This is a genomic window from Streptomyces sp. NPDC002265, from assembly GCF_040296125.1.
In the GTDB taxonomy this organism is placed as follows: Bacteria; Actinomycetota; Actinomycetes; order Streptomycetales; family Streptomycetaceae; genus Streptomyces.
Map to the genome: position 1 here is coordinate 1 of NZ_JBEOWS010000295.1, position 12476 is coordinate 12476.

Here is a 12476-nt window from a genome sequence, read left to right on the forward strand (position 1 = left end):
CTCTTGCTGGTGGTGCGCCCCTGCCGGGTGCGCACCCCACCACCGTTTTCGTGTGTCTGCACGGCCTTCCCATCTGTGGGAACACCCTCACGGGGCACCGTCCAGGTTGGCGAAGCCGTGTTCGACGGGGGCGCGTCCGGCGGCCAACACGCGGTTGGCCTGCTTCTGCCCCGGGGTGAGCTTGCGGGCGCAGGTGGCCTTGAAGCCGGTGACGATCTGGCAGGTAGTGGCTATGACGCAGCCCCCGGCCTGTAGGGCGCGGGGGCCTCGGCGTGGCCGGGTGGTCAGCGGTGCCCACCTGTGGCCCCGCTGGTAAGCCAGCGGGGCCGTGCAGGAGCTTGACCTCACTCAGAGGGTGTCGTTCCAGTTATCGTCATTGTCGCCGTACCACCAGCTCTCGGTACCGGACGGGGCGCACTGAAGCGAGCCCGCATGCCGCAGGCATACTCGGATGTACCGGTGGGCGCCGTCGATGGGGTTGGACTTAGAGGTGGAAAAACTTCCGGCGCTGCCGGCAGTCCACTCGCAGTAGTCGTATCCCGAGTTGGGCGTCTGAGCCATGATCCATGGCGTCTGCTTCCAGTAGTGATCTGCCGTACCGGAAACCGCGAAGTTGGACCGATCGATCGAGAGGATGTCTCCCGCGGCAACGCTATCGGCTTTGGCATACACCGCAGCGTTTCCGGCGTCTGTATAGAGGTGCACCTTCGTTCCGTGAAGGGTGACGGGGTAGTGCGTCCCCACTTCGCTCCAGCCCCGTATTGTCGTGCCAGCGGTGTTGTAATGGCAGGCTTTTGCGGCGTTTGCCGAGGTCGCAGTGCCCATGTTAACGGCAACTGCTGTCGCGGCGACGATCACAAGTGCCCCGGCGGTGCGGACTGTTCGACTCCCACTTACCTTGCCCAGCATGTGCCCTCCACGATCATGGACATGGCGAATCGGGGAGACTCTAAACGGCACGGAATGCATCTGACAATGCATCTGACAATGCATCTGCGGCGCCTGCCCTGCCTTCTCGGCGGATCGGCTCCGGCGCGATCGTGCAGCCATGATGCGCGGGAAACGACGTAGCCCCCGACCAGCACGTTCGAAGATGGCGAAGGCTCAGGAAGCAACCCAGTTGGGGGATCCGTAGCCGACTCGGGCTCCGTCTCCACCCTGCCGGCCTGCCGGTGCCGGCCAGGCGGTGTCATGGGGATGTAGGCGTGCAGGCGGGCGTATGTGGCTGTTTCTAATGTCGCCCCGACGTGATGAGGACGCTGTGGAGCCGTTCCGGTGTTCTGCGGCGGGTGGCGGGTTGTGGTTTCAGCGCTCGCTGTCGTGCTGGGCGAAGAGATCGAGCCGCCCGCGCAGGGGCAGGTGGGCCTCTGCTGGGGCGTGTCGGCAACGGTTGAGGATGGCGAGAGGCAGCGGAACACCCCCGCGTCGGCGGGGAGGACGACCGCCCCTGTGTCCAGTAGGTCTCCAATAGCGTCCTCCCCGTCGACCCGGGGGTGCCTGCGCCGGTACAGGCCAGACCCCTTTTCTTCAGGACCGTTGCCGCTCACTCTCACCACGGCAGCCACCCCCGGCCCGGGCCGTGTGGGTCCTGCCGGGCCGTCCGTCTGGTGCGGGAGTACCGCTTTGGCATGCATCACAGCTCGGTCCACGGTCTCGGATCGCCACCGGCCAGGGGTACCCAGACATCGCCCGTGGGCTTATGGAGTTCGAGGTCGTCGAGGGTTGCCGCGCCGAGGGGTACGTGCCGGGCCAGTGTGGCCACGTGGGGGTGCTGGGCGGTCATGGCCTGCAGGTCGCTGATCCGGTGGTGCAGGACGTAGGGGGTGGCTCCGGTGAGGACGAACAGGATGCGGGGGAAGACGGGATACCAGCGCAGCCAGGCGGGACCGGGAGTGGCCGGCTGCCGTGCGCGCTGTCGTCCCGCGGGCTGTGGTTCGTAGGACCACAGGCGTGCGTATTCGATCAGTTTCGCTGCGAGGCGTTCGCTGCTCATGGTCGTGCGGTCGACCTCGACGAACGCCCTCAGCTTCCTCCGCCGGTCCTCGCTGGTGAGTGTGTAGTGCATCAGTGCGTCCGTGATGATTTTCTCGCCGTCGCCGAGTGGGTGAGAGACCTCGGGTGTCCAGTCGAGGTGGCCGTGTTCGTCGCCGCGTCTGCGGGCGTCGGCGACGAATGCGAGGTGGGTGCGGAGCACGGTGAGTGTGTGGGGTGTCTTCAGCGAGGCGGCGGTGGCCGAGGTGATCGGATACGGCGGCCGGCTGCGCAGTGCGGGGAAGTCGCGTACCAGTCGGGCTCCTTCGCCGGTGAGGTACCAGGCGCGGGTGCGGTTGGACTGTGGCAGCACCGTGTAGTCCACGAGGCCGTTGCGGCGCAGTTTGTTCAGCGGCGCCGAGACGGTCTGCCGCGTGGTGCCGGGCCGCAGCAGATCGTGGAGCTGGCTCGTGGTCGCCATCCGGTGCTGGCCCAGCACGGCCAGGAGCTGATGCGGCAGCGGCTCGACCGGACTCGGCGTGTGACCGGAGAACACGGTCTCGAAGCTGGCGGTCACCGGTAGCTCCTCTTCTGCAGCTGCACGGTTGGCGGAGTGACGGGGGCGAGCTGGGCGAGGAGCGGTTCACATGGCCCAGCTGGCTGGTGGCGCGGGCCGTGAGCTGGTCAAGGGGGCTCGGTGCCGCCTCACCTTCTGCAACTCGGCGTCTGCGGCCGTCGGGTGAGCCGCGTCGTTCTTTGAGGTCTGATTGCCAGGGGGCATGCTTAAACTCCCAGGCCGGGGCGTGTACTTGCTGGCCTTGAGGAAACCCGTCGGCCCCGACCAGGGCGCCGACCATAAGCTCCCGACCACGGTCACGATGGGGCCACAAAGCTTGTGGTCGGGGCGTGGTCGGCCTGACCGCAGCTCCGACCATGGCCCCCGACGGCGACTGGGCAGGACGGCACCGGACATCGCCGAGAAGGCGGTGAGGCCTGGGGGCAGAGGGAGAAGTCGCCGAAGGACCGGGTTCGGGCCGGCTCCATGAAGGAGACCGGGCGTGGTCCGGTCGCATGGCTTGGCCGAGTGCGCAGCCCGACGTCGATGGCGCCTTCCGGCTGTGCGCAGTGGGCTCTGCGCATGCTGAGTGTGCAGAGCTGGGAACCGTTGCGCAGACGACTGCGCAATGAGGAATGCTGCCACTGCGCATCCTTCAGCGGACACCGGGGCAATGGTGATGGCCGGTTCCGTGAGGCTGTGTGGTTTTGCGGCGGGGAGGTGGCTGGCCTCTTCGTACCGGCCATCGTGCGGCGTCTGGCCCGCCGGGAGTTCGTCGATCCCTTGAGCCAGAGGCCGCGGTCTTACGGTATCTGGCGTGTGACGCGCTTCAGTGTTGTGGTCAGGGCGTCGAGGAGCGGCGGGCGGCGAGTTCCTCGAGGCGGGAGCGTTTCCAGCGTTGCTGGCGTGGTCGGCCGGCGCTGCCGCGGCGGTATGCGTATCCGTCGGGTTGTTCGAGGTCGGGCAGGAGTCCGTGGCCGATCGCGCTGATGAGGCTGTCGGTGTTGCCGTATCCGAGGATCTGGGCTGCTTCGGCGGCGCCGACCAGGTCGTCGGTCTCCTCCTGGTCGGCTGGCGGCAGGACACCGCGCTTTCGGGCGGCGGCGACGACGGTGGCCCGGCGCCACTTCTTGCGGGCCCCGCCGCGGCTGCCTTCCTCCCTCTCCAGGGTCTGCGGCTCGGGTAGTTCGGGGATGCGTCCCTGGTAGAGGGCGCTGGAGAAGGAGGCGACGCTGCTATAGCCGAACAGACTCGCGACCTCGGCCGTGCCGAGCAGCTCGTCGGGGTCCCCGTCGACGGGCACTGCGGGTAGCGCGGCAGTTGGGGCGGAGCTGCGCCGGCCCTTGCCGGGCCGGCTGCTGGCCCAGGCGACGATCGTGGCGCGGCGCCACGCGGGGCCGTCGGCGTCGGGTTCGGGGAAGTAGCCGGGCCGGTCGCGGAAGTAGGCGTCGATGGTGGAGGTGCGGGTGTAGCCGAGGAGGTGGGCCACTTCCCGCTTGGTGAGTAGTTCGTCCTGGTCGGCCTCGAGTACCGAGGCCGGCAGTGTGCGTTTCTTCGGGGCGCGCTGGGCGAAGAACGTGGCGACCTCGTCGTGGCGCCAGAATCGTTTGCGGCCCTCGGTGTGCGCGACTGCGGGGAAGCCGCTGTCCGGGTCGTTGCTCCACTCGCTGATCCGGGGCTTGCTCGTGCCGAACTCGGACACGATCTGCGTGGTGTCCACGAGCTGCTCGGCAGGAGACATCTGTGCCCCTTCGGAAGAATCGGCAAGACGGTGTCGGGTCCCGGACGGGCGCGACAAGTTCGATAATGCCAAAGGTGATGCTTCGGTATCAAGGGCAACACTCGGCTCGGCCGGCGTCTGGAGGAAGCCGAAGACGCCCTCGCGGCAGCCCGCACCAGTCTCCGCCGCATGATCCGGGACGAGAGCCGTACCAGTGGTCGTCGACGCCGCCGAGTTCTGTCCGTTCTGATCCCGAGCCCGGCGGCGGTGTTGGCCAAGTGCCCTTTGCCGCCGGGCGCCTCTGCCGAGGCTCTACTCCTGATCGGTCGATTCGTGGGAGTCGAGCCCGTGAGCCCAGGCTGTGGCTGCTGCGAGGTCGGGGGCGGTACCGACGGGGACGTAGGCGAAACCGTTCCACTGCTCCAAGGCCCTGGGTTCCTCGGGCCGTAGGTGGCCGGCGCCGCCGTGCAGCGGCCGGTGACGCCGGTACTGGTCCATCGGGGGGCGGCGCCGTTTGGTGTACGCGGCGAGCGGGTCGTCGGCATCGACGCGCGGGAGAGCGCGTGACGGCTGGTTCGGCGGTCCGGGACGGCTGTGCTTGCCCATGCCCTCGATGGTCTCAGGCCGCGATGGTGGTCGGCCGGGCGGCGGCGAGATCTTTCGCCCTCGTACGCACCTCGTCGACGGCGGCGCTCCGGTACGGGCGGGCCGCGTCGAGCAGGGTGTTGAGCCGAGAGGCCACCAGTGTGGAGTCGACCCGAGCGGCGTCGTCGAGCGCCTGCTGGGCTACTGCGGCGCCCCTGTCGGCCTCGCCCTCGTCGAACAGCGCGGCGGCGAGCCCCACGCGGTCCATGACGCGGACGCGGTCGAACCCCGGCTTCCTGAGTTTCAGCGCGTCCTCGAAGTGGGTGCTCGCTCGTTTGCGGGGGCGGCCAAGGCCGGCGAGGTCCCGGGCGGAGACCGCGCGGGCGCCGGCGTGCTCGGCAGCGTCGAAGTACGCGACCCATTCGGGGACGTCCTCGCCGAGCCCGTCCGCCACGAGCTCATCGGCGTCGCCGAGACACCGCTCGGCCTGGCGTTCGTTGCCGAGGGCCGCGTGCACGCGCCCCGTCTGCGAGGCGACCAGCGCCTTGACCGCGGGCATCTTGGCCTTCGCCGCGGCGACACCGAGGAGGCCGAGGGCGTCGTCAGGGCGGCCGAGGTAGATCATCTGGTGCGACATGCGGGTGACGATCTCCACCCCGCGATCACGCCACCCGGCCTCCCCGGCCGCGTACACGCCGTAACTCCAGTACCGCTGGGCTGTCGGGTACCGGCCGCAGTCATGGCTGACCCATCCGGCGAGCGCCGCCAAGTCGGCCGTCGCCGCAAACACCCGGGGCCGCAGACTCTTCGGAACGCCGTCCTGGATTCGGCGGGCGGCCTCGGCGAGCTGGGCGACGATCGCCGAGCGGTACAGGCCGCCGCCCTGGCAGGCGTCGGCCCTGGTGAAGAAGGCGGTCACTTCCTCCAGCGCGGTGACGGTGTCCGCGTCGAAGCCCTTGCGGCCGTGGTTCAGGGTGCGGGCGGTGCCGCCGAGCATCCGCTCGGCGGCGAGGATCAGCGGGGCCCCGACGGCGAGCTTCAGAGTGTCGCGGCGGTTCATGAACAGATCCATCTGCGTCCATCCGGCCAGGGTCTGGGCGGCTGCCTCGGTCAGCAGCGGGAGCTGGATGCTATCCAGCTCCGGGCCCGTGGCCGTGAGGCCGAGATCGCCGGGAGTGAGCGGTTGCCCGGCCGCTTTTGAAAGGACTTCCGCGAGCAGGGCGGGCACCGGCGGGCGGGGCCGTTCACCGTCGATCCAGCGCCGGACGCGGGTCGCGTCCGGCGCGACCTGGCGGTGACCTTGGGCTTTCGCCGTCGCGGCGATGCGTCGCGCGATCTCGCCGTGGGACAGCCCGGTCGCCGCGATCCACAGCGCCAGGTGCGGGTTGCTGAATCTGCTGACCATCGCTGCCTCGCCTTCCCCGCTGGCATGTACGGAGCGTGGCATATTCGCCACGGTTCGCGACCCTTACGGTACTGGTCAGGGCACCGGACGGTCACCGATTCTGTGCAGGCGGGAGCCAACCGGCTGCCGCCCGGCGTACAGGGGAAGGGACAACGCATGGCGACGCTTGCACCCGAGGCTCCGTGGGCGATGCGGCTGGTCACCGACCGGCTCCCGGTCGGCCCGCCGTCGTACGCGGCGGTGACGCTCGACCCGGTCACACAGACCGCGCGCTACACCGACAGCGCCGGCCGGCCGGTGGAGATGGGCAAGCACGGCACCAGCAAGACCACCGGCACCGCGTCGGTGTCGGGTGGCGGTGACGGTCAGAACCCACAGCCGCAGACCCAGGACGACAACACCACCGACTACGAATCGGACTGACCGATGGCCTCCACCGTCCTGGTCGTCACCGCGCTGGAAGACGTCACCGCGGACTGGGTCATCGCCGCGCTGAACGAGCGCGAGGTACCTGTCGTACGCATCGACCCCGCCGACATCGGGCCCGGCCTGACCTTCGGCGCCCACATCGGTCCGGACACTCCGGCATGGGGCGGGCGCCTGCGTACGGCAAGCCGGGAGGTGGAGCTGGGGGAGGTGGCGGCGGTCTACTACCGCCGCCCCACCCCCTACACTGCCCGCTACGTGCAACTGTCAGCCCAGCAGCGGGACTTCGCCGCCGCCGAGGCCCGGAACGGACTCGGCGGCATCCTCAACAACCTGCACGCCGCGCTGTACGTCAACCACCCTGCCGCAGTGACCCGCGCCGACTTCAAGCCCGCCCAATTGCAGAGCTTCGCCCGGTTCGGGCTCCAGATCCCGCCGACGCTGATCACCAACGACCCCGAGCAGGCACGCAAGTTCGCAGCCCAGCACGAGCACGTCATCTACAAGACGTTCCGCGGCCTGCCCCGAGGCGAGGACGGGCACACCGGCGCGATCTGGGCCCAGCGTGTCGACCCAGAGACCTTCGACGACTCGCTCGGGGTGATGCCGCACCTGTTCCAGGCAGAAATCCCCAAGACCGGCGACGCGCGGGTGACCGTGGTCGGCCGACGCGTCTTTGCGAGCCGGATCCAGGCTCCGGACGGCGTCTTGGACTGGCGCTGCGGCGACTGGGACGACCTCATCCACACGCCCGTCGCCGTCCCGGCCCCGACCGAAGAGGCCCTGCACCGCTATCTGACATCGTTCGGCCTGGTTTTCGGCTGCTTCGACTTTGCTCTCACCGGCCCCGAAAACGAGACCGAATCCTGGACGGCCATCGAGTGCAACAGCAACGGGCAATGGGGCTGGCTGCCCGACGCACCGGCCATCACCGAGGCGTTCGCCGACATCCTGACCAGGAAGGAGACGGTGCACCATGACCATGCCCACCGACCTTGAGACCGACGCGGCCCGCCTGCGCCAGGCCATGGCGAAGGCTCTTGCCGAGGACGGAGCTCTCACCGATCCGGCCTGGCGACAGGCGGTGCAGAAGGTACCGCGGCACCGGTTCGTTCCCGGCTTCTACCTGCCCGCCGACGAGCGCGACGGACAGGGCCTGACGGTATGGGAACCGGCCACCGCCGAGCTCGACTACGGCCGGTGGCTGGCCGCCGCCTACTCCGACACCACGCTCATCACACAGTTCGACGGCGACGAACCCGACTGGAAGAGCCCGGCGCAACGACACGGCGGAGCCCCGACATCGTCCTCCACGCTGCCCTCGCTCGTACTGCGGATGTGGGCCGATGCCGACCTCCAGGAGGGACACACGGTGCTGGAGATCGGTACGGGGACCGGCTACTCGACGGCGCTCGCATGCGAGCGCCTCGGCTCCGCCGACGTCACCAGCATCGAGGTCGACCCCCACCGGCTGCAGACGGCGGCGAGCGCACTCTACGGCTGCGGCTACACCCCCACACTCGCCGTGGCGGACGGACTGTACGGCTACTGGCCCGAGGCCCGCTTCGACCGGATCGTGGCCGCCTGCTCGTTCCGGGCCGTGCCGCCCGCGCTGCTGGCCCAGACCCGGCCGGGAGGGAAGATCCTGCTCACCCTCAGCGGCTGGCTCTACGGATACGCCCGCGTCCTGCTGACCGTCGCCGAGGACGGTACGGCCGAGGGCCAGTTGCTGAGCGGCACAGTCTCGTTCATGTCCGCACGTGCCCACGCGGCGCCGACGTTCGGCAACCCCGCCCACTGGGCGGCCGGCCTGCCGGAGAAACCGCGGACGGGCCGGCACAGCCCGCAGCGGATCACCGACGCCACCGAGGAAGCGTTCCACCTACGGTTCCTCGCCCAAAGCGCGGTGCCGGACGCACAGATGACGACGGTCGCCGACGTGGTGCACCTGGTCGACGTGGTGACCGGCTCAGCCGCCACCCTCACCCCGCACGACGGCGGTTGGCAGGTGCGCGAGGCCGGCCCCGTGCGGCTGTGGGAGCGTATCGAGCGCGTCCTGGACGCCTATGACGAGGCCGACCGACCGGGACCGCAGACGTTCACCCTGCACGTCTACGACGCCGGACAGCACCTGCGCCACCCGCAGATGCCCGGCCTGCCGCTGCCACGGCTGTTTTGACCTGTGCCCCAAAGCGCGGGCTGTACCGCCAGTTCTGGCCGCCCTGACGCTGCTGGAGCTTGGCGCGTTCTACCTGGCCGCGGCTGCCGTCCAGGTCGACCGGCCCGGCGCCTTCCCGGGCAGATGCTTGCCGGCGCCGTCACCGCGGCGCTCGGCCTGTGCCGCGCCCTCGACCGGCCGGCCCCGGCCGGCCAGGCCGCGGCCGCGGACCGGCGGGATGGGGTGCTCTTCGCCGACCAGGCGCTGTTCGACCTGCTGACCGCGGCGTGGCGCGCCGACGCCGTCCTGGACGCTGGCCTGGAGAAGGCCGCCCTGGCCCACCTGCACGCCCTGGCCGCAAGCCTCGCCCGGTCCGACGGACAAGTCGGCACGCTCACCGCCCCCGTCGGCGATGCCGCCGCCGGCCCGGCCGTGGGGGAGTCGGTGCTGCTGGGGTCGGATCCCAGGGTGCGGGCGCTGGGGTGCCTGCCCGAGTACGCCGCTCACCAAGCCCGGACCACCTGCCGGATGCCGGTCCTCCGGGCGGTGGCCGGCGCGCTCACCGCCTGTGCTGGCCAGGAGGAGGCGGTGGCCACCGCGGTCGAGGTACGGCTGCTGGCACTGCACCGCTACGCCCCGACCTCCGCTGCCGAACACCATGCCGCGCTGTACAGCCTGCCCCAGGGCCGGCCCTCGCCAGCCGCGTCCTGGCTGCGCTGGGGCCCCCAGCCCTCCCCTGCTTGAGCAAACTCCGCGCTGGTCGCGGCCGTCGCGCGGCACAAGACGCGGATGCCGACGCTGGAGGCGTCCGACCGGACACCGCCTGGCGTGCGGCCGCGCTCCCGCACACGATCGTCCGCCTGGAGCCGCTTCCCCACCGCAACAGCCTGTTCGCTGCCTTCGTGGCCGCCCAGTACATGGACCAGTCCGGCGAGGACATCGACCCGCCGTACGGCGCCCTGGCTGACCTCGTCAGGAAGATCCGCGACACCCGGCTGAGCATCTACGCCGTCGCCGAGGTCCTGCGCTCCTGGCGCATCTGACCCGGGCGACGGGCGTACGCCGGTCCCGGCTGATCGCGTCGGCGCCCGCCTGCGTACGGCGCGCCCGGACGGGTCTGCGAGGATGTCCGGCGGCCGTCCGCACCGGGCCCGCAGCGCTGCGCCGGTCCGGGAATGCGCAGGCGGCGACAGGTGGACGGGGTCGGGCCCGGCGGGCGGGAGAGCGGAGTGGTGGGGGACGTGCCGGAGTACCCGGAGTACCTTGCCGCGGCGGTGTTCGCCGTGGGCGGCGTCGTCCATGCTGTGCTGGCGCCGCACCGGTTCTCCACCGCTGTCCTGTTCAGCCTCGCGGTGACGTCGGCCGGGCTCGGCGTGGCCGCCCGCAGTGCGGAGACCCACCTCACCGTCGTGACCGTGCTCGCCGTCGCCGCCCTGCTCATGACGCTCGCGCTGGGCCTGCTCCTGCTGGTCGACGGCATCGTCCTGGTCCGGCGCTACGGACCGCAGGCGGCCCTGCTGGCCACCGGCGCCGCCGGCTGCGCCCTGCTGGCGGTGCTCGGCCTCGACGCGGTCGTCCAGACGGCCGGGGGCAAGGTGGCGGGTGCCCTCATGGTGGCGGTGAACGCGGCCGCCGGATACCTCAGCCTGCTCTTCCTCGTTTTCACCCTCTACGTGTTCGTCCGGGGCCGCAGCACCCCGCCGCCGGGGACCACCCATGTCGTCGTCCTGGGCGCCGGGCTCAACGGCGACCGGCCCGGTCCGCTGCTGCGCCGCAGGCTGGAGCGGGCCCTCGCGGTCGACGCCGCCGGCGCACCGGACACAGACGGTGTGGTGTTCGTCGTCTCGGGCGGCCGGGGCGACGACGAGGTGCGCTCCGAGGCGGACGCCATGGCCGACTACCTGCGCGCACGCGGGGTGGCCGCCGACCGGATCGTGCGGGAGGACCGCTCCGTGAACACCGGGCAGAACCTCCGCTTCAGCGCGGCCCTCATGGACCGCACCGCTTCCGGGCACCGTGCCACGGTGGTCACCAGCGGCTTCCACGTCTACCGCACGGCCCTGCTGGCCCGTCGCGCCGGCGTTCTTGTCCACGTCGTGGGCGCGCCGACCTCCCCCACATACTGGCTCTCCGCGACCCTGCGCGAGTTCGCCGCTGTCCTGTGGCTGGACCGGCTGCCCCTGATCGGGCTCAGCCTGCTGCTGGCGGTGCCCGTGGCGACAGCGGTCTTCCAGCGCTGAGGCACCCGTTGTGCGCGCCGCCCCGGGCAGCAGGGTCGGCGTGGCTTCGCCGGCAATCCGCGCCCGTGCCGAACAGCGGAGGTGGCCGCTGGCTGACGGAGCCCGGCTGGGCTCCTTCGAGGATGTGGGGCAGGCGGGGAGGTAGGGGTGGTGCGCCTACGGCGCAGGGGGTTTGGCGTCGTGCTGGGCGGTGTGGCGCTCGGCGTCGGCGCGGGCGTCGGCGGCGGTGTATCCGGTGTCGCACCTGGCGTGGCAGAGCTGTCCGGGCGGTGCGTGGCAGGTCTCGCACTGCTCTTCGAAGTCCTTGGGCCTGAACGGCGGCGGGCTGCTCATGCTGGGGCGTCCTTGATGTGCTCCGTCACTAGGCGAGCGGACAGGACCGGAGCCCTCGTCATCAGTGCCGCGCAGCTGGCCTGCCAGATCTGCCCCGGACTGGAGGCGGAGATCCGGAAGTTGGCGGCCGGACTGACCTGCCATGTGCGGCCGTGAGGGTCGGTCACGGTGTGGGTGAGGAGCTGGGGGTCGTCCTGGCGGTCGTTGCTGGTCCAGTCAAGGCAGGCGGCGGTGAGGGCGCGGCCGGGCTGGGCGCAGTGTTCGGGGGTGGCGTGGGCGAACGTTGCCACGGGTTATCTCTCCTCGTGATCAGGGGTGGGGCTGGGGCGGCTTGGCGGTAGGCCACGCCGGGGAGTGGCCGTGTCGGCCTACGGGCGGGCGAGGTCGCGGCGGATGCGCGCGTGGGTCTCGCGTGCCTGCCTGCGGGCCTGGTCGGCTGCGGCCTGCGGACTGGCGGCGTAGACGACGTTGACGCTGCCGAAGGCCTCTTCGGCGTCCTCGCTGTACTGCGCGTAGACGTCGGCCCATTCGCCCGGATTAGCGGGTGCCTGCTCCACGTGCCAGATGTCGACGTCGCCTCCTCCTGTCCACTGACCGACCACGAAGTACGCGCGCTGCGGGCCTTCCGCGACGGCGGTGGGCCGGGCCAACCCCTCGTACTCCGACCGCAAGAGCGCCAGACGCTGCCCTTCCTCGGCGGCTGCGCGCGTGCTGATCTCGGCCCACTTCGGGAGGTACTCGGCGCGGTGGGCCAGGCTCTCGCGGCCCGGAGCCAGCAGGAGTGCGAGTACCGGGTGTGGGCGGGCGGTGAACCAGCGGGCCAGCGTCCACCAGGCGGTGAGAGTGCGGGCGGCCTGGACCCGGTGGGCCTCGGCCTCCTCCAGTCGGCGGGCCTGCTCCTGTTCTGCGTGCGAGATCATCGCGTCCAGCCACTTCAGCAGCTGCGGGGTGTCGTGGCGACGGGCCGCGTGCTGGAGGCTGGGGAAGTCGTTGCGCGCGGCGTAGTCGCCGGCGCACGCGCGCAGGATGGCGGTCAGCGTCTGGCGGGCCGGCTCGGGTGCGGGGCGGTCGTCGGTGTCGAC

13 protein-coding genes and 2 pseudogenes are annotated in these 12476 nt (G+C 70.9%); 6 read left to right on the forward strand and 9 right to left on the reverse strand.

The window, feature by feature from the left end:
- Positions 1–87: 87 nt before the first annotated feature.
- The 6 genes from ABT085_RS35450 to ABT085_RS35475 form a co-directional block, all read right to left on the reverse strand.
- Complete coding sequence (locus ABT085_RS35450) at positions 88–348, reverse strand: hypothetical protein (RefSeq protein ID WP_351617573.1); 261 nt, start codon at positions 346–348, stop codon at positions 88–90.
- Positions 349–909 carry a hypothetical protein gene (locus ABT085_RS35455; RefSeq protein ID WP_351617576.1) on the reverse strand — a complete coding sequence of 187 codons (561 nt, stop codon included), beginning with the start codon at positions 907–909 and terminating at the stop codon, positions 349–351.
- 724 nt (positions 910–1633) lie between these two features.
- On the reverse strand, positions 1634–2548 hold the full coding sequence (locus tag ABT085_RS35460; RefSeq protein ID WP_351617579.1) for a replication-relaxation family protein: 915 nt from the start codon (positions 2546–2548) through the stop codon (positions 1634–1636).
- Positions 2549–3368: 820 nt separating this feature from the next.
- On the reverse strand, positions 3369–4268 hold the full coding sequence (locus ABT085_RS35465; RefSeq protein WP_351617582.1) for a helix-turn-helix transcriptional regulator: 900 nt from the start codon (positions 4266–4268) through the stop codon (positions 3369–3371).
- A 291-nt stretch (positions 4269–4559) separates the two neighbouring features.
- Positions 4560–4853 (reverse strand): DUF6087 family protein, encoded by a 294-nt coding sequence (locus tag ABT085_RS35470; protein ID WP_351617585.1) that lies wholly within the window; start codon positions 4851–4853, stop codon positions 4560–4562.
- 13 nt (positions 4854–4866) lie between these two features.
- Positions 4867–6237: an NsdA family TPR-like regulatory protein gene (locus tag ABT085_RS35475; RefSeq protein WP_351617588.1), complete on the reverse strand. Its 1371-nt coding sequence runs from the start codon at positions 6235–6237 to the stop codon at positions 4867–4869.
- A 156-nt stretch (positions 6238–6393) separates the two neighbouring features.
- Between ABT085_RS35475 and ABT085_RS35480 the strand changes: the two genes are divergently transcribed.
- From ABT085_RS35480 to ABT085_RS35505, 6 genes and pseudogenes are all read left to right on the forward strand, one after another.
- Positions 6394–6660, forward strand: a complete 267-nt coding sequence (locus ABT085_RS35480; RefSeq protein WP_351617590.1) for a putative ATP-grasp-modified RiPP — start codon at positions 6394–6396, stop codon at positions 6658–6660.
- A 3-nt stretch (positions 6661–6663) separates the two neighbouring features.
- Positions 6664–7662: an ATP-grasp ribosomal peptide maturase gene (gene tgmB, locus ABT085_RS35485; RefSeq protein WP_351617592.1), complete on the forward strand. Its 999-nt coding sequence runs from the start codon at positions 6664–6666 to the stop codon at positions 7660–7662.
- Positions 7640–8842 carry an ATP-grasp peptide maturase system methyltransferase gene (gene tgmC / locus ABT085_RS35490; protein ID WP_351617600.1) on the forward strand — a complete coding sequence of 401 codons (1203 nt, stop codon included), beginning with the start codon at positions 7640–7642 and terminating at the stop codon, positions 8840–8842. The genes tgmB and tgmC overlap by 23 nt, the downstream gene beginning before the upstream one ends.
- A gap of 123 nt (positions 8843–8965) precedes the next feature.
- Positions 8966–9565, forward strand: a complete 600-nt coding sequence (locus ABT085_RS35495) for a hypothetical protein (protein ID WP_351617603.1) — start codon at positions 8966–8968, stop codon at positions 9563–9565.
- Positions 9566–9571: 6 nt separating this feature from the next.
- A pseudogene (locus ABT085_RS35500) lies at positions 9572–9864 on the forward strand (toxin Doc); the annotation flags it as partial.
- Positions 9865–10062: 198 nt separating this feature from the next.
- A complete protein-coding gene (locus ABT085_RS35505) occupies positions 10063–11061 on the forward strand; it encodes a YdcF family protein (protein ID WP_351617605.1) in 999 nt (332 codons plus the stop codon).
- Positions 11062–11217: 156 nt separating this feature from the next.
- Here the strand turns inward: ABT085_RS35505 and ABT085_RS35510 are convergent, their stop codons facing one another.
- The 3 genes and pseudogenes from ABT085_RS35510 to ABT085_RS35520 form a co-directional block, all read right to left on the reverse strand.
- Positions 11218–11394 carry a hypothetical protein gene (locus ABT085_RS35510; RefSeq protein ID WP_351617608.1) on the reverse strand — a complete coding sequence of 59 codons (177 nt, stop codon included), beginning with the start codon at positions 11392–11394 and terminating at the stop codon, positions 11218–11220.
- Positions 11391–11684 carry a hypothetical protein gene (locus ABT085_RS35515; RefSeq protein ID WP_351617611.1) on the reverse strand — a complete coding sequence of 98 codons (294 nt, stop codon included), beginning with the start codon at positions 11682–11684 and terminating at the stop codon, positions 11391–11393. Before ABT085_RS35515 ends, ABT085_RS35510 begins: the two co-directional genes overlap by 4 nt.
- A 78-nt stretch (positions 11685–11762) precedes the next feature.
- Positions 11763–12476: pseudogene (locus ABT085_RS35520) on the reverse strand (hypothetical protein); the annotation flags it as partial.